The sequence below is a fragment of the Undibacterium sp. WLHG33 genome (assembly GCF_049544815.1).
Lineage (GTDB): Bacteria > Pseudomonadota > Gammaproteobacteria > Burkholderiales > Burkholderiaceae_D > Undibacterium.
In genome coordinates this window covers 2,662,661-2,683,507 of the sequence record NZ_CP186697.1, presented here as the reverse complement: position 1 = coordinate 2,683,507, position 20,847 = coordinate 2,662,661, and the positions used below count along the sequence as shown (strand labels likewise).

Here is a 20,847-nt window from a genome sequence, read left to right as displayed (position 1 = left end):
CTTTTTGCATCAGATATACGCTGCTATGTTGACCTCATCAATCTGCCCGGGTTTCATAAACATTTTTGCGTATTCGAGATAGACGCCGGAAGTCAGGAACAGCCTGAATAATTCAGTATCAATATGCTGTTCTTTTTCCATCCGGCTCATCATTGCGATAGCCTCTGACAAGGTCTTACCTTTTTTGTAGGGACGATCTGCCGCCGTCAGCGCCTCAAAGATATCAGCGATTGCCATCATGCGGGCAGGGATGCTCATCTGGTCCCCGGTCAGGCGTTTCGGATAGCCTGTGCCATCCATTTTTTCGTGATGACCGCCGGCGATTTCCGGTACTTTCGCCAGATGACGCGGGAATGGCAATTTTCCCAGCATCATAATGGTTTGTGTCATGTGTTCATTAATCTTATAGCGCTCTTCTTCGGACAAAGTGCCACGCGTCACACACAAGTTATACAGTTCGCCGCGGTTGTATAAATTTTCCGGCACCGTGATCCTGAAACCCCAGGGATTATCCGCCGGAATCGTGTCGCGCGGCGAGCGGGTAAAAATATGTTCCGGTTTATCGCTGAGGAGATGTTCGCTTACCGGTAGCACAGGTTCCGGGGTACGCTCTTTGCGTTCTTTTTCCTCGTGTGAAATACCGATGCGGTCAGACAAGGTACGCTGCCAGGTCCGTTCAGCAATCGCTTTTAGACGGGCAATCTTTTCCGGAGCCATGAACTCACTACCCTCATTACATTCTGCGATAAAAGCAAAGTCCTCGTCCAGCTGCCTCAGCTCTGTATGGAGTTTTTCTTTCAGTTCAGCCGCATTTCCCCCGTTGGCGATGGCTTGCCAGCAGGTGATTTCTGCATCGCGCTTTAATACTTCAAAACGCATGCGTATTTCATGAATGCGGTCATACAGCGTTTCGAGTTTGGTCGCCTTATCGACGATATATTCCGGCGTGGTAACTTTGCCGCAATCATGCAGCCAGGAGGCGACATGCAATTCTTCCCATTCTTCTTCATTCAGATTAAAGCTGGCATACGGCCCGCTCGTCTCGCGACAAGCAGCCTGTGCCAGTAATTTTGTGAGTACCGGAACGCGCTGACAATGTCCACCGGTGTAGGGGCTTTTGGCGTCAATCGCGCTGGCGATCAGTTGTATGAATGAAGCCAGCAAGGCTTTTTGTTCCTGAATCAGACGTTGATTTTCTATCGCGACGGCAGCAGCCCCGGAAACGGCTTCCGCCATCGCGAGATGTGCATCGTCAATGACAGTCGCGTCTATCACCAGCGCAACAGCACCTGACAGAGTGCCATTACGGTCTTTCAGCGGAATAGAGATCAGCGTTGTCACATGCGATAACTCAGGTAAAGCACTGAAAAAAAGTCGCAGATCATTCGGTTGTAATTGCAGGATCTGCGAGCCGGAATAGCAGGCGGCCACAACAGGATGGCTGCGATCGCTCATCGGTATGCTTTGTGCATCGGTTTCAACGACATGATGATCTGCATAAATCTGCACAACATCCAGTGCATCCTTTTGCGGCTCATACAGATACAGTAAACCCGATCTGGCTCCTGTAATTTCAGACATTTCTTTTAAGACGCGGGCCAGCAGGCGATCATAATTATTTTCTGATGCGAGACTGCTGGCGATATCGAGAAATGATTGTATGGTGGCTTTCATTCCTTTCATTGAATCAGCGAGATCGGCAATTTCTCTGATGCGCGTCTCAATTTCTACTTTGCTATGAAAATCGAAATGGGCAATTTTTTTTGCCTCTTCCGACAGTTGATTCAGTGGTTGTGATGCCAGACGTGAAAAATATATCGTCACGCCGATTTCTAACAACAACAGAAATACGAATATCGCGATATTTTTTTTGCGCATATCCAGTATGTCTGCAAGCAGTTCTGCATGCGGACTGGCGATCAGTATGCTGAGATCCTGCCCGCCGGGTATATGCAAGCGGGTGTGATAGGTTGACCAGGTTGCACCTTGAATATCAATGGAAGAACTTTTCGTTTGCGCTGGCCCGGCTGGGACAGAGGCAATATTTTTTCTGATCTGATTCAATACCGGGGCATCCTGTTCTGCGAGCAAGGGCATGCCGCTGCTGCCATCCTTCCGCACACTGATCTGCGGTTTGTAGCTGCTGATCTGACCGTTTTTCCATGCCAGCAATTGTCCTTGCTGGTCCGTCAGTGCAATTGACGTTGACGGTGTGATACCGTGATTTCTGACGATGTCCTGTATCGTCGGCATTTCAATATCAATGCCAACCACCGCGTTTTCATTCACAATTTTTTGCGAGTAGGTGACACCGATTTGTCCGGTGGTAAAAAAATAGTAGGGCTCTGATACGTTTGATTGTGCCGGATGACGCATTGCAGAGATATACCAGTTGCGCTGACGCGGGTCGAAATTTCTTAAGCCGATTTCCATCCGGCTTATTTCCTGCAGCTTCCCGTTCAGATACACCAGATGTTCAACCAGTTTGCCATGTTCGTGACTGGTGCTTTGTACTATCCAGGCAGTTTCCGGCGGGGCATGAAAGACGTCTTTGCTGCCATTCGATTTGGCAAACTGCCGCAGCAAAAAAAAATCACCGTTCGCATAACCGACGTAAGCAGAGGTCGCGGATGCCAGTTTATCGATGGCTTTTGCCAGATAGGCGGTATGTCTGAGTCTTTCATTCAGATCATTACCGGGAATGGGGTGTATCTGTGCCAGGATTTCCGTCTGATTTTTTACTGGTTCATAGATGTCCCTGATGTCAGCTGTAATTTCTTTACCTATCAGTTCATAGGTATTATTTGCCTGCGCAAGGATAATTTTGCTCATGTGCGGAAACTGCACCAGGCCCATAATCAGCGCAAAAATCACAATCAGACCGGTGAAAAAGTAAGCAATGTAAATGTAGAAGTACACGTTCTTTTTCGTCGGCATGGCATGCTTTCTGAAGTGGTTTTATCGGGAAGAATAAATGTCGTTTGATGCAGAAACTCTTTGTAAAAATGATTGATGTGAAGCTATCCGGTGCCGTCAGCTGTGCAGAAAACCTTATGTTCTCATGAGATAAATCCCTGCAACAAGATTGCTGTCAGTGCGCTGTAAAAGCAAGAGTATCGTTAACATGCGACATACTCGGTTACACACTTTTTTCTTCTGACGCAAACAACGCCTGTTCCATCAGGTCTGCCATTGCAATTTCATTGTGATGATTTTTTTCACGCAGGCCTATCGTAATATTACCGCGGTTTTGTATTGTTTTATTCTGGCTTGTTTTCCATTTTCCCGTGATACGGGTGATAGGAATTTCGATGCCGACGATGGCATCCATCAGATGATGAATGTAGTCCGAAGGTGCATCACTGATTTGCCAGGGTGTTGTACGCTGGGTTTCAAAATGTGTGGTGAGATTATTCAGGAGTGCCAGAAATTCCTGTCGATCATCGACAATACGCAATGTTCCGTGTGCATGGACCACTGCATAATTGTAGGTAGGAACGACGGCGCCGTTCTGTTTTTTTTCTTCGTACCAACTAGGTGTGATGTAAGCGCTCGGCCCCTGAAATATACACAGTAACTCTGAAGCAGATTGCCACAGTGGATTCTGGCGCGCGACGTGCCCGCACAAGGTTCCGAACGGCGCACCGGCACTTGGTGCGGTGACGATCATGGGAATGTGATCTGCAGTCAATCCATCCCCGGTCGATGTCACTACACTCGCCAGAGGATGCGTATTGATCAGTGCATGCAGAACTTCAATTCTTTGCTCGGAGAACGCGGCGGGTGTGTACATGCTGCTCGCTCAGACCGGAGTAATGACCACTTCCGCACGAATGGAATTGGCGATATAACAATGGTCGTGTGCAAGGTGATGCAGCGCCAGAATTTGCTCTGCAGTCGGTATCGTGGTGCCGGAAAAGACTGCATGCGGACGCAGTTCTATGCGGGTGATCGACATCCGTCGCTTTTCATTTTTTTCCATGATGCCAGCGGCATTGTCTTCGTAACTGTCAACGATATAGCCCTGCTTACCGGCGAAGGCGAGAAAAAACAGCATATGGCAGCTCGACAGCGCGGCGACCAGGGCTTCTTCCGGATCGATGTTTTCTGCGACCGACAACGGTACAGGAACAGAAGCAGGTGCCGAAGACGCCGGCACTGTCAGACCACCATCAAATTTCCATTCGTGACCACGACTGTATTTGTTATCGCTGAAATTCTGCTCGCCGCGATTCCAGATAATTTGTGCGCAATACTGTTCCATATGATTCCTTGAATGATGATGGTTAAATCCAGTAGCTAAGCTGCTGGCGTCTGTATGATGAAGCGACAATATAATGCTGGCTAGTTTAACGCAATGCTGTAAATACAGGCTGCGGAATTGATCATTGCCCCGGACTTTTTACGCCTGTCAGGTCAGGCTCTACGCGTCTGCAGGAGATTGTTGCGTCAGTGCTCAATGAAAAAAGCCCTCTTTCTGTTCGCAGAAAGAGGGCTGGGGCAAATTGTTCAGATTCGCCCGCGGGCGATATTACAGGTGCGGCCGATTACCAGATCGTAATACGTTTCTCTGGCGCTGTATACATTCTGTCGCCTTCTTTGACGCCAAATGCAGAGTAGAACGCTGGCAGGTTGGTCAGTGGTGCATTACCACGTACCGCCGCAGGTGAGTGCGGGTCTGTGTTAATCAGACGAATCGTTTCAGCATCACGCGCTTTACCACGCCAGACTTGTGCCCAGCCCATGAACAGACGCTGGTCTCCCGTGTAACCGTCAATCACCGGTGCAGGTTTGCCGCCGAGTGAGATCTGATACGCTTTATAGGCGATCGATAAACCGGAATTATCGGCAATGTTTTCACCGAGTGTCAGGGCACCGTTGACGTTATAACCCGGCAGCGGGCTGTACGCGTTGTATTGTGCGATCATCGCTGCAGTCAGCTTACCGAAATTCGCTTTGTCTTCTTTGGTCCACCAGTCACGCAGATTACCGTCACCATCAGACTGGCTTCCGGAATCATCGAATCCGTGGCTGATTTCATGCCCGATCACCGCGCCGATACCACCGTAATTCACGGCATCATCTGCAGCCGGATTGAAGAATGGCGGTTGCAGAATCGCGGCCGGGAAGACGATTTCATTTTGACGGGAGTTGTAATACGCATTCACGGTCTGCGGGCTCATGCCCCATTCTTTGCGGTTGACCGGCTGACCTAATTTGGACAATTGGCGTAGGTATTCATGTTCACGGCCACGCATCACGTTACCAACCAGATCGTCTTTTTTGATGACCAGTTTGCTGTAATCGCGCCATACATCCGGATAGCCGATTTTCGGTGTGAACTTAGCGAGTTTGGTGAGCGCTTCTTTTTTGGTTTCAGGGCTCATCCAGTCCAGCGTTTCTATGCTTTGTTTGTAGGCGAGCGTCAGATTTTTAACCAGTTCTTCCATGCGTGCTTTATTCTCAGGCGGGAAGTATTTGGCGACATACAGTTTGCCCAGTGCTTCCGACATGCTTTCTTCCACGCGTGCCACACCGCGTTTCCAGCGTGGCTGGTTCGCCGGAATACCGCGTAAGGTCACGCTGGAGAAGTTGAAATCTTCATCAACAAAGCGTTTCGATAACAGGCTCGCATACGCACTCAGCACTTTCCATTTGTAATAGGACTGCCATACAGAAACTGGTGTGTCCTGAATGATTTTTGCCATGCCACTGAGGAAGCCCGGTTGACGGACAATCACATAATCGACACGGTTGCCGACACCGGTGCCAGCGAAATACGCGGTCCAGTCGAAGCCTGGCAACAGCTCCGCTAATTTTGCTTTTTCAATTTTGTTGTAGGTTTTGACCGGGTTGCGATTTTCGACTTTGGTCCACTGGATTTTCGCGATTTCTGTTTCCAGTGCAAGGATGCTGGCAGCCGCTTTTTCAGCATCTTTCTGACCGCTCATTTCCAGCATTTTTTCTACGTGCTTCAGATAGGCATCGCGGAAGCCTTTGAGCTTGGCATCATCATCCTTCAGATAGTAATCACGGTCCGGCAAACCGAGTCCACCCTGGCTGACATAGACTGCGTATTTGCTGGAGTCGCGTGCATCCTGGCCTATACCGGATTGCACCGGCAGCGAAACGCCGAGTTTGGCCAGATTAGAAATCAGTGCTGGTAAATCTTCTTTTTTGGTCAGACGGTCAATGCGGTTGAATGTCGCTTTGAGCGGTGCGATATCAAGTTTCTCGGCCTGTGCTTCATCCATGAAACTATTATAAAGATCGGCAATTTTTTTCTCGTTGCTGCCTGCTTTCAATTTGCTGTCAGCGGCCAATGCTTTGATGATGTCATACGAACGTTGTTCGGATAAGTCGCGCAACTGATCGAAAGAACCGAAGCGGGCGCGGTCTGCCGGAATCTCTGCATTCGCCAGCCATTTGCCAGACATGAATTTGAAGAAATCATCCTGCGGACGTACGCTGGTATCTATCCATTGCAGATCAATGCCTGAAATACGGGCGGCGGCCGTTGTCGATGCCGCTGTCGTCGTGTGGGCTGGTGTCGTCTGGGCAAAAGCGGTGCCGGTGCTGCCGGCAGAAATGGCTGCCAGGACGGCAAGCGAAAGCAGGGTGCGTTGCATGTGATAGTCCCTTTATTTTTTAAAATCGGTTGAAATAGCTGTCATGAAATGTCATTCATTCACCAGCATTCACAACGAATACATGGTGAAGAAAACAGTCAGGTTGATTGAGACAAAAAAGCGGCGGATTAGTTCGTCAGGAGACGAAATAATCCGCCGCTTTTTTTAACTGAATGATGTTGTTGATGAAGTCGGAATTGAGTCTGAATACATAGTTAAAGGTGTCTCAGGCATAAAATATACTGGGGGGAGTATATTTTAACCCCCTTTTTTTTACCGAAAGGTTAAGGCGTTTTCTGCATATACTCCCCGTAATATCCTGAATTACGAGGATTTTTTCTGATGGTAAGACCAGAACAGCAGCAATGCACCGACGGCGATCATCGGCAGCGAAAGCATCTGTCCGGCAGAGATCGTCAATCCGGCCAAGCTGACTTCGTAATCCGGAGTACGGAAGTATTCTGTACAAAAGCGTGCACAACCGTACAGGATCACGAACAAAGACCCGACCGCCAATCTCGGCCGCGCTTTGCTGGCGAATATCCACAGGATCACAAACAATAAAACACCATCGATGAGCGCCTGATACAGTGGCGATGGATGTACAGGATGATCGACGCCTGGCCAGATCATCGCCCACGGTAAATCAGCAGAGGCAATGCGTCCCGGCAGTTCGTGATTGATGAAATTGCCGATGCGGCCAGCCGCATAACCGAGCGGCACCAGCGGAGCGATGAAATCATAGACATCCGCCAGATGCATTTTTGCTTTACGCGCCCACAAGGACATCGCAATCAGCACACCGAGAAACCCGCCATGAAATGACATGCCGCCTTTCCAGACTTTGAAAATTTCCAGCGGATTGCCGAGGTAATAGGGCAGTCCGTAAAAAAGCACTTCGCCAAGGCGGCCGCCGAGAATCACGCCAAGCACGCCATAAAAAAGCATGTCGTCGATATGTTCGCGGGTCCAGCCTTTCGCTGCGACGTGCGGCAATCTGAGGCGATAACGGCCCAGCACAATAAACTGGGCAAAGGCGACCATATACATCAGCCCATACCAATGTACGGAAAGCGGGCCAATGGCAAAAGCGACGGGATCAGGATTAGGATGAATCAGCATGTGGTTGTATGTAAAAGCTGTAAAAAGGAGGCGAGCACCGCTGACGGATTATCTTTACGCCAGACGATACCGATCTCGACTGCCGGTGCGGCATGTTCAATCGGATGATAGACCACGCCGGGACGCTGTAAGTTCGAGACGGATTGTGGCACAAGTGCGATACCCATGCCAGCCGACACCAGCCCGACGATGGTTTGCATCTGTATTGCTTCCTGGCCGATTACCGGCGTCATCCCCGCAGCATGGAAATGACCGAGTATCGCATCGTGTAATGATGGCGCGATTTTGCGTGGAAACAGGATCAGCGGCAGATCAGGACAATTTTCCATTTTCACCGGCTTATCACGTGGCAGTATGTGCTCAGGTGCCGCCAGCATCAGCGGTTCGGTCAGAATTTTCTGATAGCACAAAATCTGTTGCAGTTTTTCCGGTAAAGGCGGGATCATGAAGCCGGCGTCAATTTCACTTTTTTCGAGTGCGTCCAGCTGGACATCGGTCGTTGCTTCACGCAATTCTATGCTGACGTCAGGATGGCTCTGACGGAACGCCCGCAACGTCGGCGGCAGTATGCTGTAATCGGCGACAGAAACAAAAGCGAGTGACAAATGACCGCGCGCACCTGCGGCCGCTTGTTGGGCCAGCTGCCGAAGATTATTTGCCTGTTCCAGCAGGCGTCTGGCTTCCGGTAACAAAGCAATTCCGGCGGGCGTCAGCGCGGTATGGCGGGTGGTTCGGATAAACAGTGCGGTACCAAGAAAGCTCTCGAGCGACTGTATCGCCTGCGATAGCGGCGGTTGGGTCATATTCAGCCGTAGTGCGGCTTTACCAAAATGCATTTCCTCTGCAACCGCGATGAAATAGCGGAGCTGTCGCAGTTCAAGATGCCGCAGATCTGGATTATTCATGTGCGCACGTGACTGATTTTTGTCCGTAAAAAAAGCCGACCCAGTGTCGGCTTTGCATTTTGTGCAGATCTGTCGTTATCAACGGCGACCAACCTTTTTCTCAAATGTACGTTTCAGGCGTTCTGCCTTGATTTTTTCGAAATGTGCATCGTCTTTACGTTTATCCAGACCCAGCATGCGCTCGAAAAACTCAAACCACAAAAACGCAAATATGGCGCCGCCGATAATCCACCACCAGGACATGGTGGCAAACACTGAGACCTCGGCAAGTTTTAATACCAGCAATAAGAATAAGGGGATGATCAGTAGCATGATGGGTTTCCTTTTGTCAGCAGATTAAAACGTATTCGACGGCAGGTCAACCGGCATATTCTGAGCCATGTTCAAATTTCGGAAACGCGTTAAAATGAAACGGCATTTCTAACCTGGAGAGAACAATGAAATATTCCTTATTCGTAGGCGCAGCTCTGGCAGTATTGGCATCTGGTTCGGCAATGGCAAATGCTGATCTGGCAAAAGCGAAAAATTGCTTGGCTTGTCACGCAGTTGATAATAAAGTCGTCGGTCCCGGCTATAAAGAAGTAGCAAAAAAATATGCAGGCGATAAAACTGCCGAAGCCAAGCTGATACAAAAAGTCATCAAGGGCGGCAGCGGTACCTGGGGTGCGATTCCTATGCCAGCGAATCCACAGGTGACTGAGGCAGAAGCGAAAACTCTGGTTAAATGGATACTGGCGTTGAAATAATTCTTGCTTGCTTGCTGCTGATCTGTCGCAGAATCAGCAGTTCATTAAAAAAGCCCGGTTCACGAACTGAACCGGGCTTTTTTGTCTGAATGCGACGCTGATTACTTAGTCACAGTTAACAGTTCACGTTTTCCGCCTTTGTATGTGTACAAAGTCAGTGTGCCGTCTTTGATGTCGCCCTTGTCGTCAAACGCGATATCGCCAGTTACACCTTTATATTTGATTTTCTTCAGCACTGGCAGGTATTTTGCAGGTTCTGCAGAATTAGCCTGTTTCATTGCTTCAACCATCGTCATCACAGCATCGTAAACATACGGTGCGTAGATCTGCACATCCATACCGAATTTTTTCTTGTATGCTGCTTTCCAGTTGTCGTTGGCTACTTTTTGCGCATCGAGAACACCACCTGCTTCTGCGCAGACGACCTGACCTTCGCCAAGCGCATCACCAGCGAGTTTAACCAAGTCGGCTGTACAGATACCATCACCGCCCATGAATTTCGCATTCACGCCCAGTGCTTTCATCTGACGCAGCATAGGGCCTGCAACCGCATCCATACCACCGAAGAAAATCAGATCAGGTTTTTTCGCTTTAATCGTGGTCAGAATAGCGGCGAAATCATTGGATTTATCCGTTGTGTGCTCTTGCACGATGATTTCAGCACCCTTGCCTTTGGCACCCTTGACGAACTCTTTTGCCACGCCCTCGCCGTAGGCTGTTTTATCGTCAATCACAGCAACTTTTTTCGCTTTGCTGATTTGCACAGCGTAACGACCCAGCGTGCCGCCTAACTGACCATCGTTCGCCACAACGCGGAACGCGCCTTTAAAGCCCTGGTTAGTGTATGGAACTGCAGTTGCAGAAGGGGAGATTTGTGGAATGCCAGCATCGTTGTAGATTTTAGATGCTGGGATCGTTGTTCCTGAATTCAGGTGACCGATCACGCCGTTGACTTTCGCATCAACCAGTTTTTGTGCAACGGTTGTACCTTGTTTCGGATCGCCGCCGTCATCTTCAGCCAGCAATTCGAATTTTGCTTTTTTGCCGCCGATCATCACGCCTTTGGCGTTCAACTCTTCGATCGCCATTTTGGCGCCGTTTTCATTGTCTTTACCCAGATGGGCGATAGGACCGGAAACAGGGCCGACGTGGCCGATTTTAATGACGACTTCCTGAGCTGCCGCGGAACCGGCAAATGCGAAAGCGATCGCGCCAGCCAGTGGAATCATTTTAGTTTTTAACGACATGAACATACTCCCTTGAAGATTAAAAAGTAGGGCTACAAAACTGTAATGCCAACTTATTCAGGAAACTGAATAAACAAAAGGTACAACAGAAAAAAAATTTCCGAAAGCTCTTTAGCATGATTTTTTTCTACGTGAATCTTTTTTTCAACGCGCCAAAATCGGGCATTTTTTTCACTTTAATTGCCGGCATTTAACTCGCAGAAATGAAGAGCCGGTGTTGAATGTTGAAGCCTTGATAAGCAAACGGATAAAGCCGGCAGACACTTCTTTGCAGTGCATCAAAATGTAAGATGGGATGTTTCCCATGCTGACGCGGTTTCGGCTGGCAGGACTGCTATCTGATAGGAATATTTTCAGATGGAAGATAAATAGCGGGTATCCACGGCGAAGCGAATAAACACCTGGTGCGAGTCGCACAAATTTGGTGCAAATATGCCATCTGGCGAGTTAAAAAAATCCTGAAATTTTATCCGCGACGGACAATATTTTTTTCTGTCTGGTGGTTTTTTACATCATCACGATATTTTTTTGTGCACTGCATCACGTCGTTTTTGTATATTTTTATTCTGTGCGGATACCTGGGATCGATGCTACTGCGGCCGCGATGCGTTAAGCAGATACTGGAAATGTCGCTGCCCGCCGGCTGAAATGTATCCTGCAAGAACGTAACGAAGTGTTGTTACAGGGAGAAAAAATTATTTTGAATTTTTAACTTTGGTGATTTCCTGGGTGACGGCTCTGGTGACCAGTTCTTCCAGCGAGTTTTTCAGACCGGCACGGATTTCGTTTGCAAGGCCTTCAACTGCGGTCTGCAACACATCTGCCAGATTGTCCCTGACCCGGTGCTCGAGGACAAAATCAACCCTCGCCAGTACGTTTTTCAGTACGATTTCTTTCAGACTCTGCTCGAGTGTCTGCCATTGCTCTTCTGACGGGGCCGGATTTGTCGCACTGCCATTCATCGGGTCCGTCGCAGCGCTGACTGTTACCGCGTCCGGCATTGGCGATGGCGGCAATGGTGATGCGGGAGTTGCTGCTGTCTCATCTTCTGCGCCGGCTGCGTATGCCGGGTAGATAATTTCAGTCAGAACAGGGATGCTGGCATCGATAGGGTTATTCATTTTATTTTGCGACGTTATGGTTGAGTGAGTGGCCCTGTTGTTGATAATAGCGGTAGCGTTCACGCGCTGCCTGCGTATCCTGCTGGTCGCCTGAAACGATTTCTATCATGCGGCCAAACCGCGAAAAATGCTCAGGCACAGCGGCACTCAGATTGACCAGTAATTCAAAATGGGGACTCTGATCCAGATGGGTATGACTGAGGATAATCGGCGTCATGGATGCCAGTACATCATCTGCCATCACATGCGGTAAAAAATCTGCCTCACTGATGGTCCACAGGGCTTCATCGAGATGACGCAGGACTGCCAGATCGTCATGATAGACTACGACCTGACTGTTCGCGGCACGCGCCTTGCGTATCAGCCGGCAGGCATAATGCAGCTTGTCGGCGACGTTGCTGTGAAAATCGATACGCGTCATATCAGAAGCGGAAGTCATTTTCTGTTGCTGGCTTTCTTGCCGGGACATTGGCAGGCTTTTTCTGCGGAACAGGTTTGTCGCCGGATGCCGCCGCAGGTGCCGGAGCCGAGGGTGCTGCGCTTTCTGCCGCAGGATAACGATAGTCCGGTGGCAGCATATTGCTGGCAGGATAGGCTGCAGACTTGATCGCTGATTTCCATTCATCGGCATTGTAACCGTGCAATTTTTTGCTGCCTATCTGCATCACCGGAAGCTGGGTATCGCCACTGATTTGCTTTAGCTTTTCAACGTCCTCGGATGTTTTTACTGTTTTCTCCGAAAAAGGAACTCCAGCTGATTTCAGCAGATTTTTGCCGTCGTTACAGGGAGCGCAATTGGCGGCCGTGTAGATCGTCACCGGATTTTTTGAGGCTGCTTGTCCAAGTTCGTAAGGAAAATTCGCGGTGCTTGCGGAATTGGATAATTCTTTTTTTTCCAGCAATTTCTGATTGGACTGAGGCGGCGTGTCGGAGTAAGTGATTTTCCCATCCGGACCAACAGATTTATACAGCTGTGCCTGAGCTTGTGTGGCCAGCAACATCAAGGGCAACAGCAGAACTTGCATCGCGGTTGTTGTTCGTTTCACGTTGTACTCCTTCAGGCTGACATGCCGCTATGGCGTAATAAAGCATCGATGGCGGGTTCTCTGCCACGGAAGGCTTTGAATGATTCAAGCGCCGGGCGTGAACCACCGACTTCCAGTACTTCTTTCTGAAATTTCTGTCCCGCCGTGCGTGACAGATTACTACCCTCGGTTTTACCGTGTTCTTCAAACGCGGCATAGGCATCGGCAGATAGCACTTCCGCCCACTTATAGCTGTAATAACCTGCTGCGTAGCCACCGGCAAAGATATGGCTGAACGCGTGCTGGAAGCGGTTGAATTCCGGTGCGGTAAATACGGAAATCTGTTCTCTGACTGTATTCAGAACATCCTGTACCGATTGTGTTCCGTGCGGATCAAACTGATCATGCAGGCGCATATCGAACAGCGCAAATTCAACCTGACGCAGGGTTTGCAGACCGGACTGAAAATTTTTCGCCGCGATCATTTTTTCATACAGGCTGCGCGGCAATGGTTCGCCGGTCTCTGCATGCGCGGTCATGTGTTGCAGCACATCCCATTCCCAGCAGAAATTTTCCATGAATTGCGATGGTAATTCGACGGCGTCCCATTCGACGCCGGAAATGCCGGAGACCGATAAATCATCAACTTGTGTCAGCAGATGATGCAGGCCATGACCGAATTCATGGAACAGGGTGATCACTTCATCGTGGGTAAAGTAAGCTGGTTTGCGTACGCCATCGACCGTCGCAGGCTCGGTGAAGTTGCACACCAGATAGGCAACCGGTGTTTGTATATCATCGGCGGTTTTGCGGCGACCACGGGCGTCGTCCATCCAGGCGCCGCCGCGTTTGCCCTGACGCGCATACAGGTCGAGATAAAACTGACCTATCAGGTGCCCGTCTTTTTCTATGCGATAAAACTGTACATCCGGATGCCAGGTGTCTGCCTTATCAATGCGGATGGTGACACCGAATAAGGTCTGAATCACGCGGAACAGACCGCTGATGACTTGCGGTTCAGGGAAATACAATTTCACTTCCTGCTCAGAAAACGCATAGCGCTGTTCGCGAAGTTTTTCGGATGCATAGGTGACATCCCACGCTTCAAGCGTGCTGATGCCTAATTGTTCTGCCGCGAAGCTGCGCAATTCCTGCAAGTCTTTTTCTGCATAAGGACGGGCGCGTTGCGCAAGGTCCTCAAGAAAACCACTGACTTGCGCTGGTGACTCGGCCATTTTGCTCACCAGAGAAACCTCAGCAAAATTTCGGTAGCCGAGCAATTGCGCTTCTTCTTTGCGTAACTGCAGTAATTCCGCAATGATTGCTGTGTTATCCCACTCCGGTTTTGCACCTAATTCGGATGCCTTGGTGGCATTCGCGCGATAAATCGTTTCGCGGATCTGGCGGTTGTCGGCGTATTGCAATAACGGGAAATAGGAAGGGAAATGCAGCGTGAACTGATAGCCGGTTTTACCGTTCTTTTCAGCCGTTGCTTTGGCTGCCTGAATCACATCTTCCGGCACGCCTTTGAGTTCGCTGATGTCGCTGATCAGCAACGCATAATCGTTGGTGGCATCGAGCACATTTTCAGAAAAACGCGTGGTCAGCATCGCGTGTTTTTCCTGAATTTCTGCATAGCGTTGTTTCAGTTCATCCGGCAACTCAGCGCCACCCAGACGGAAATCACGGATTGCGTTTTGTATGATGGTTTTGCGTGCCACGGGCAAGGCATCAAACCCGGCTTGCGCGCGCAAGGCTTTGTATTTGCCGAACAACGCCAGATTTTGTCCCAGCTCGGTCCAGAACTCAGTGATTGCCGGTTGATTTTCATTGTAGGCCGCCCGCAATTCAGGCGTATCGGCTACGCCATTCAGATGGCTGACGATGCCCCAGGCACGGCCTAGTCTTTCGGTGGCGTTCTCCAATGGCTCAACAAAATTTTCCCACGTCACTTCATCCTGACTGGCGGACAGTTGTTCGACCACGGCACGGTTTTCCGCCAGTAAACTGGTGATGGCGGGCGTGATGTGTTCGGCGCGGATATCGGCAAAACGCGGCAGGTCGGTAAAGTCGAGTAATGGAGAACTGGTTGTCATCTTAATTTCTTTCGGCAGCTTCAATGGTGTTGACCAGTAACATGGTGATGGTCATAGGACCTACGCCACCCGGAACCGGTGTGATATAACCCGCGACTTCTTTGGTTGGCGCATAGTCAACGTCGCCACAGAGTTTGCCTTCATCGTCACGATTCATGCCGACGTCAATCACAACGGCGCCTGGTTTGACCATGTCTGCGGTAACGATATTGCGTTTGCCAGTGGCGACAACAAGAATGTCGGCGTTGCGCGTATGCGCTGCCAGATCGCGGGTCTTGGAATTGCAGATGGTGACGGTGGCACCGGCTTGCAAGAGCAACATTGCCTGCGGCTTGCCGACGATATTCGATGCACCAACCACGACCGCATTCGCGCCGCGCACAGGGTAATTAATCGATTCCAGCATTTTCATGACACCGTATGGTGTGCATGGACGGAACAGCGGCTGACCTGTCATCAGCAAACCGGCGTTGCTGATATGGAAGCCGTCCACGTCTTTTTCTGCGGCGATCGCCTCAATGACTTTATTCGCATTGATGTGCGCAGGCAAAGGCAGTTGCACCAAAATGCCGTTAATTTTCGGATCCTGATTCAGTCTTTCGATGTGAGCGAGTAAATCGGCTTCGCTGAGATCGGTCGCATATTTTTCCAGCACTGAATAGAAACCGCAGTCCTGACATGCTTTGACCTTGTTGCGGACATACACTTGGGATGCCGGATTTTCACCGACCAGGATGACCGCCAGACCAGGTTGTTTTCCTTGCGCTGTCAGGGCAGCAGCTCGTTGCGTGACATCGGCACGAATTTGTTGGGAGAGTTCGGTTCCGCTGATAATTTGGGCAGTCATGATGGGCTTTGCAAAAGAAGATCAAGCCGCGATTATAAATTATGCGGTGGCTTGCCGGATAACTATGCGGACGCGATTGCTGACTATGGAAATATCTGTAAGTGATACGTTGAACAGCCAGGGAAGGGAAATGCTTCACTGCTGCTGGCTATGACATTGTTCTGACACACTCAGGTGTGCTCGGCGTTTCTTCGTTTGCCGCCGTGCAGATACCTGGTCGGTGAAAATCAGCGGGGTAAGTTTGATGTCTAAAATATACCCGGGGGAGTATATTTATTACCCCCAGTGTTTATATAGACATGAAGGCAGATTTCGTTAAATTGCAGGGGAGTATGTGGAATAGCGATGGTCGTGTACCGGCGGATGATCTGCGGCGCGTGCAGCCGGCACAGCAGACTAGTTATGCATGATCACGGCCAATATCAGTCCCAATACGCACAAGGCATAGATCAGAAGCGCCGTAGTGGGCGGAGTGATGCCTGCATGATGAACCGGGCGTTTACCATGCTCCGCAACAGCCCGCGCTTTGGCGCCTTTGGCTGACGACATCTTTTTTTTGCCGTGCACATCCGGCATCAGTTCCAGTAGTGGCGCTGAATCTATCCTGAGCAGCTTGGCGTAAGTGCGTACAAAACCACGGATAATCGCCGGAGCTGGCAGGGAATTGTAATCGTCGGCTTCAATTGCGAGTACTTGATGACGCGTTATTTTCAATTGTGCGGCGACCTGTTCGACAGTCCAGCCCGCCGCATTGCGGGCTGCGGCTAGCCGTGCTCCGGGCGATGAGGACAGCCGTCCGGCGTCAGTGTTCAGCACATCCGTGGCAATGGGTTGTCCCAGTCTGGATTCAATCAATTCCTGATAATGAAAAGATCCTGTCACTTCTGATAATAATGGCTGGCCTGCGCCCGCATCACTCATAGAATCCTCGCTCTGAAAAACGATATTTTGTACAAGAAAAATAATATAACACTGTTCATATTGCTTTTTTGTAACTGTATGTAATTTTTCTAGTGTTGCTTACTTTATCGTTGTAATGCCGGCACTTGGTGTTATTTAGACGCAGATATTGCTGTTTTCAGGACTGCGAGATACGGATTCTGCCCGACATTCTTCACTTGTCGCCGTGATAGAGAAATCGTCTGCTAACACTGGCGACCACCGGCACCGCGTTTCTGTCGTCCCGCATCATCTTTGCCACGCGGATTCCCGGAGCCGTGCCGTGGTAAAAAATTAACGCTGCAATCTGAGCGTGAAGCAAATAATGCGCCATAATCCGAGCTTGACTTAAAACCAGCCGGGCTCCTGTCGGCCCATTCTCTTTCCCGTGGACACTTCCGCTTTGATTCCGGAGCATGACAAATGATAAAAATTGCCGTTGTTTCATATAACAATGAAACGCCTGTTACGCCTGTTGCTGCCAGTTTCAGCGAAACGCCGCAAACGATAGGTCGCAGCGACGACAATTTTCTGGTGTTACCCGATCCCAGACATTTTGTTTCCCGCACTCAGGCTAAAGTCTGGAGCGACGGTACGCATCACTATCTGATGAATGTCAGCCTCGCAAATCCGGTCAGTGTGAACGGTAAGGAAATTGAACCTGAGCGTGAATATGCGATTCATCATGGAGACCGGGTACAGATAGGCTTGTATGTGCTGGCTGTGCTTACGGATGAAACGGAAAGCGGTGCGGAGCCAACCACCACCGCGGGTGCAGACGGCATGATGAAGCCAACTGCCTCAGAGATGGCCGCTCCCACCGTTACCACGGCATCGCAGGGTAATCCGAAAGACGTAACGCAACCGCCGCGCTTTTTATTGCGCCCTGAGACTGATTCTGTTGCGCTTGGTAAGCAGGAAAATATCGCCGCTCAGCAGGTCGTCGTGCCGGCGCAAGCGGCGCCGCTGAACGTGACTGCAGACGCAGAAAAACAGGCCGAACCGGCAAAGGCCGCCGGTAACGATGAATTGTTAAATGCGTTTTTGCAGGGAGCGGGACTCACTTCTTTGCATCTTTCTTCCGGGCTGACAACGGAAATGATGGAAACATTAGGCAAATTAGTCGCAAGCTCAGTCGAGGGAACGATGAGTCTGATTGCACAACGGGCCCTGGTCAAACGTGAAGTGAATGCCGATGTCACCATGGTGGTGTTACGAAAAAATAACCCATTAAAATTTTTCCCCGACAGTCAGACCGTGCTGACCCAGATGCTGCGCAAAAAGATGCCGGGATTTATGACGCCTGCGGAAGCGATGGAAGACGCATTTCAGGATTTGCGCGCACATCAGCTGGGCGTTGTCGCCGGAATGAAGGCCGCGATGGACGCTTTGCAAAAAAGGTTTGAACCAGCCGGATTCGCAGGCTTGCTGCCGGCTCCGACCTTCATGGATAAGATCAATCCGGCACGTCGCAAAGCCGATATGTGGGATTATTTTGTCGATATGTTTGAAGATCTCTCGCTGGAATCGAAAGATGAATTTCAGAATTTGTTCGGCAAGGAATTTTTAGCCGCCTACGAGCGTGAAGTGGAACGTGCCAGGCACGAGTCCCCTGCGGTCTGAGTGACGGCACGATGATGCCCATGCGTCTGGATACCGCGTCCATTAATGCGATTGGTGACAGGCAGTCGAATCAGGATGTACTTGATTGTGCGTTCGAGGATGATCTCGCCTGTTTTGTCCTCGCGGACGGAACCGGAGGCCATCTCGGCGGAGAAACAGCAGCCAGTCTGGTGACTGCGGGTATCATAGACAAGTTCAGGAAAGATGCGTCGTTCAGCACCCATGCGCTGCGTTCATATATCGAGTCAGCGATACAGCAGGTCACACAAGAGAAAACCGTTAACGTCTTGCAGCAGGACATGAGTTCGACGATGGCGACGCTGCTGATTGACCTTGCGAATCGTTGCGCTTTGTGGGGGTATCTGGGGGATACACGGATTTATCTGCTGCGCCGTGGGAAAATTCTGTCGGTGTCGAAAGATCACAGTCTGGCGCAAAGAATGGTCGATGCCGGCTACGCGGATTATGCAGCACTGCGACAACATCCCCATCGTCATATTTTATTTTCCGCGATTGGCGCCGAGGGTGATATGGTGCCGGAACTAACCACCGAGGCATTGGCTTTGCAGGAAGGAGACGCTTTTCTGCTCTGTACGGATGGTTTCTGGGAATGGGTGCACGAGGACGAGATAGAACAGAGCTGGCGGTCCACCAGCAACAGTCATGCGTGGTTAGAACTGATGAATACAATGGCAGAAAAAAATATCGGCGATGCCGGAGGCAGTCGCGACAATTTTTCGGCGTTTGCCATTTGCATCCGTGACGCCGGCGTAGTTTGATAAAAGATGATCTGCCAGTTTCGCCATTTGATTTCAGCCTCTAATTTAAGTCTCTGAGTAAGCCTTGAATACCATTAAATTACCCGATAACGATACCGCCGGTGAGCTGCCGGACGGAACCGGAAATTGTCTTGCGAACGGCACCCGACTGAATGATTTTGAAATTACCGGTGTATTGGGGCAGGGCGGCTTCGGCATTGTCTATCTTGCCTTTGATCACTCTTTGCAGCGTACTGTGGCGATCAAGGAGTATATGCCGGTCGCGCTGGCCGGAAGAGCGGAGGATGGCAGTGTTGTCGTGCACACCGGCCGGCACAAAGCAACCTTTGATGCCGGTCTCAAGAGTTTTATCAATGAAGCCCGGTTACTGGCGCAGTTTGATCATCCGTCGCTGGTCAAAGTGTACCGGTTCTGGGAAGAGAATAAGACAGCTTACATGGTCATGCGTCATTACGACGGAGTGACACTCAAGGAAATTGCCGCGACGCATCCAGAGCTCGTGACGGAAGCCTGGCTTAAATTTATTTTCCGGCAGATTCTGGATGCGCTGGACACTTTATACCACGCGAGAATACTGCACAGAGATGTCTCTCCCGATAACATCATTGTGCAAAAAAACGGCGATGCAGTTTTACTTGATTTTGGCTCAGCACGCCAGATTATCGGTGACATGACGCAGGGATTAACCGTTATCCTGAAGCCTGGCTATGCGCCGGTCGAGCAATATGCTGATGATGACGATCTGCGTCAGGGACCTTGGACCGATATCTATGCGCTGGCTGCGGTGATGTACTTCATGATCGTCAAATCACCACCGGTAATGTCTGTGGCACGTGTGGTCAAGGACACGCTGCGGCCTTTGCAGCAAGATGCGCATCCCGGTTTCAGTACAAAATTTCTGAGTGCGGTTGATCAGGCGCTGGCGATACAGCCGCAGGACAGGCCGCAGACAATGGATGAATTCAGGCGTTTACTGGGGATCAGTGCGCTGGCCTCATCCCGTAAATCGCGTAAATCATCATCCCAGCGCGCTGACCGCGACAGTGCGCGTGCGGATACCGGCGATCCTTCATCATCCAACAACCGCACGGACACTCGCCGCGACAAGCAGGTGTCAGCCGCAGGCAGTTCCGCAGCCTTGCGTGATAAGGTGCACGTGCTCAGCCAGAGATTAAAAGGCCGCAAAGGGCTCGCAGTCATTGCCGGTATTTTTATCGTGAGCGCGGCTGGCGCTTATTTCACCGCTGATCATCATACGGTAACGCCATCAGTTCAGCCTGCCACACTGCCTGCACAGCAAAGTGCAGCAGCATCCGTGGCAGTTGCATCTGTTTCACCGGAGGCAGCACTTGTCAATCAAGCTGATCAGGAAACCCAGGCGTGGGAAAAACTGAGTAACAGCGAACATGCTGATCCGAAAGCGATCAGCGCATTTTTAAAGCAATATCCCGATGGTAAATATGCGGCTGCTGCGCAAGCCCGTCTGAATGAGCTGATCCGGTCGGCAGAGCTGGCGAAGGCACAAAATACTGCAGCAGAGCCGACGGTCAGCAAAGTGAATGTTAAACTGCTCATCAAACCTTGGGGTACTGTGTTTGTCGATGGTGTGCAGACTGGTGCCAGTCCGCCATTGAAAAATTTAAGTCTGACGAAAGCTAAACACAAGATCCGGATCACTAATCCGGGATTTCCTGATTTCCTGATCGAAGTGGATGCCGGTAAAGCGAATACCAGTGTTATCGAGCATGAGTTCGTTGCAAAATAAGTT

19 protein-coding genes are annotated in these 20,847 nt (G+C 50.2%); 4 read left to right on the top strand and 15 right to left on the bottom strand.

What is annotated here, in order from left to right:
- Positions 1-9: 9 nt before the first annotated feature.
- The 7 genes from ACOTSW_RS12265 to ACOTSW_RS12235 all read right to left on the bottom strand — a co-directional run bounded on the left by ACOTSW_RS12265 (position 10) and on the right by ACOTSW_RS12235 (position 8,968).
- Positions 10-2,937: an HD domain-containing phosphohydrolase gene (locus tag ACOTSW_RS12265; RefSeq protein ID WP_423679370.1), complete on the bottom strand. Its 2,928-nt coding sequence runs from the start codon at positions 2,935-2,937 to the stop codon at positions 10-12.
- Positions 2,938-3,139: 202 nt separating this feature from the next.
- A complete protein-coding gene (locus tag ACOTSW_RS12260; RefSeq protein ID WP_423679369.1) occupies positions 3,140-3,793 on the bottom strand; it encodes an FMN-binding negative transcriptional regulator in 654 nt (217 codons plus the stop codon).
- Positions 3,794-3,802: 9 nt separating this feature from the next.
- Positions 3,803-4,264, bottom strand: a complete 462-nt coding sequence (locus ACOTSW_RS12255; RefSeq protein WP_423679368.1) for an OsmC family protein — start codon at positions 4,262-4,264, stop codon at positions 3,803-3,805.
- Positions 4,265-4,547: 283 nt separating this feature from the next.
- On the bottom strand, positions 4,548-6,629 hold the full coding sequence (locus tag ACOTSW_RS12250; RefSeq protein ID WP_423679367.1) for a M13 family metallopeptidase: 2,082 nt from the start codon (positions 6,627-6,629) through the stop codon (positions 4,548-4,550).
- 324 nt (positions 6,630-6,953) lie between these two features.
- Positions 6,954-7,751, bottom strand: a complete 798-nt coding sequence (gene lgt / locus ACOTSW_RS12245; RefSeq protein ID WP_423679366.1) for a prolipoprotein diacylglyceryl transferase — start codon at positions 7,749-7,751, stop codon at positions 6,954-6,956.
- Positions 7,745-8,656, bottom strand: coding sequence for a LysR family transcriptional regulator (locus ACOTSW_RS12240; RefSeq protein WP_423679365.1), 912 nt, complete (start codon positions 8,654-8,656; stop codon positions 7,745-7,747). The genes lgt and ACOTSW_RS12240 overlap by 7 nt, the downstream gene beginning before the upstream one ends.
- 78 nt (positions 8,657-8,734) lie before the next feature.
- Positions 8,735-8,968 carry a TIGR04438 family Trp-rich protein gene (locus ACOTSW_RS12235; RefSeq protein ID WP_423679364.1) on the bottom strand — a complete coding sequence of 78 codons (234 nt, stop codon included), beginning with the start codon at positions 8,966-8,968 and terminating at the stop codon, positions 8,735-8,737.
- Positions 8,969-9,093: 125 nt separating this feature from the next.
- Between ACOTSW_RS12235 and ACOTSW_RS12230 the strand changes: the two genes are divergently transcribed.
- The gene (locus ACOTSW_RS12230) at positions 9,094-9,402 is read left to right on the top strand and encodes a c-type cytochrome (protein ID WP_423679363.1); all 309 of its coding nucleotides are present in this window, start codon (positions 9,094-9,096) and stop codon (positions 9,400-9,402) included.
- Positions 9,403-9,503: 101 nt separating this feature from the next.
- Here the strand turns inward: ACOTSW_RS12230 and ACOTSW_RS12225 are convergent, their stop codons facing one another.
- From ACOTSW_RS12225 to ACOTSW_RS12190, 8 genes are all read right to left on the bottom strand, one after another.
- A complete protein-coding gene (locus tag ACOTSW_RS12225; protein ID WP_423679362.1) occupies positions 9,504-10,649 on the bottom strand; it encodes a branched-chain amino acid ABC transporter substrate-binding protein in 1,146 nt (381 codons plus the stop codon).
- 695 nt (positions 10,650-11,344) lie between these two features.
- Complete coding sequence (locus ACOTSW_RS12220; protein WP_423679361.1) at positions 11,345-11,770, bottom strand: hypothetical protein; 426 nt, start codon at positions 11,768-11,770, stop codon at positions 11,345-11,347.
- Between the two features lies 1 nt (position 11,771).
- Positions 11,772-12,191 carry a DNA polymerase III subunit chi gene (locus ACOTSW_RS12215; RefSeq protein WP_423682310.1) on the bottom strand — a complete coding sequence of 140 codons (420 nt, stop codon included), beginning with the start codon at positions 12,189-12,191 and terminating at the stop codon, positions 11,772-11,774.
- 1 nt (position 12,192) lies between these two features.
- A complete protein-coding gene (locus ACOTSW_RS12210; RefSeq protein ID WP_423679360.1) occupies positions 12,193-12,816 on the bottom strand; it encodes a glutaredoxin family protein in 624 nt (207 codons plus the stop codon).
- Positions 12,817-12,827: 11 nt separating this feature from the next.
- Complete coding sequence (locus ACOTSW_RS12205) at positions 12,828-14,891, bottom strand: M3 family metallopeptidase (RefSeq protein ID WP_423679359.1); 2,064 nt, start codon at positions 14,889-14,891, stop codon at positions 12,828-12,830.
- A 1-nt stretch (position 14,892) separates the two neighbouring features.
- On the bottom strand, positions 14,893-15,738 hold the full coding sequence (gene folD, locus ACOTSW_RS12200) for a bifunctional methylenetetrahydrofolate dehydrogenase/methenyltetrahydrofolate cyclohydrolase FolD (protein WP_423679358.1): 846 nt from the start codon (positions 15,736-15,738) through the stop codon (positions 14,893-14,895).
- A gap of 396 nt (positions 15,739-16,134) precedes the next feature.
- The gene (locus ACOTSW_RS12195; RefSeq protein ID WP_423679357.1) at positions 16,135-16,659 is read right to left on the bottom strand and encodes a helix-turn-helix domain-containing protein; all 525 of its coding nucleotides are present in this window, start codon (positions 16,657-16,659) and stop codon (positions 16,135-16,137) included.
- Between the two features lie 193 nt (positions 16,660-16,852).
- Positions 16,853-17,011, bottom strand: coding sequence for a hypothetical protein (locus tag ACOTSW_RS12190; RefSeq protein ID WP_423679356.1), 159 nt, complete (start codon positions 17,009-17,011; stop codon positions 16,853-16,855).
- An 89-nt stretch (positions 17,012-17,100) separates the two neighbouring features.
- Between ACOTSW_RS12190 and tagH the strand changes: the two genes are divergently transcribed.
- From tagH to ACOTSW_RS12175, 3 genes are all read left to right on the top strand, one after another.
- Entirely contained in the window at positions 17,101-18,300 is a 1,200-nt protein-coding gene (tagH, locus tag ACOTSW_RS12185) for a type VI secretion system-associated FHA domain protein TagH (protein WP_423679355.1), read from the top strand.
- 20 nt (positions 18,301-18,320) lie between these two features.
- Positions 18,321-19,079 (top strand): PP2C family protein-serine/threonine phosphatase, encoded by a 759-nt coding sequence (locus tag ACOTSW_RS12180; protein WP_423679354.1) that lies wholly within the window; start codon positions 18,321-18,323, stop codon positions 19,077-19,079.
- A gap of 64 nt (positions 19,080-19,143) precedes the next feature.
- Positions 19,144-20,844: a serine/threonine protein kinase gene (locus ACOTSW_RS12175; RefSeq protein WP_423679353.1), complete on the top strand. Its 1,701-nt coding sequence runs from the start codon at positions 19,144-19,146 to the stop codon at positions 20,842-20,844.
- Positions 20,845-20,847 lie beyond the last annotated feature (3 nt).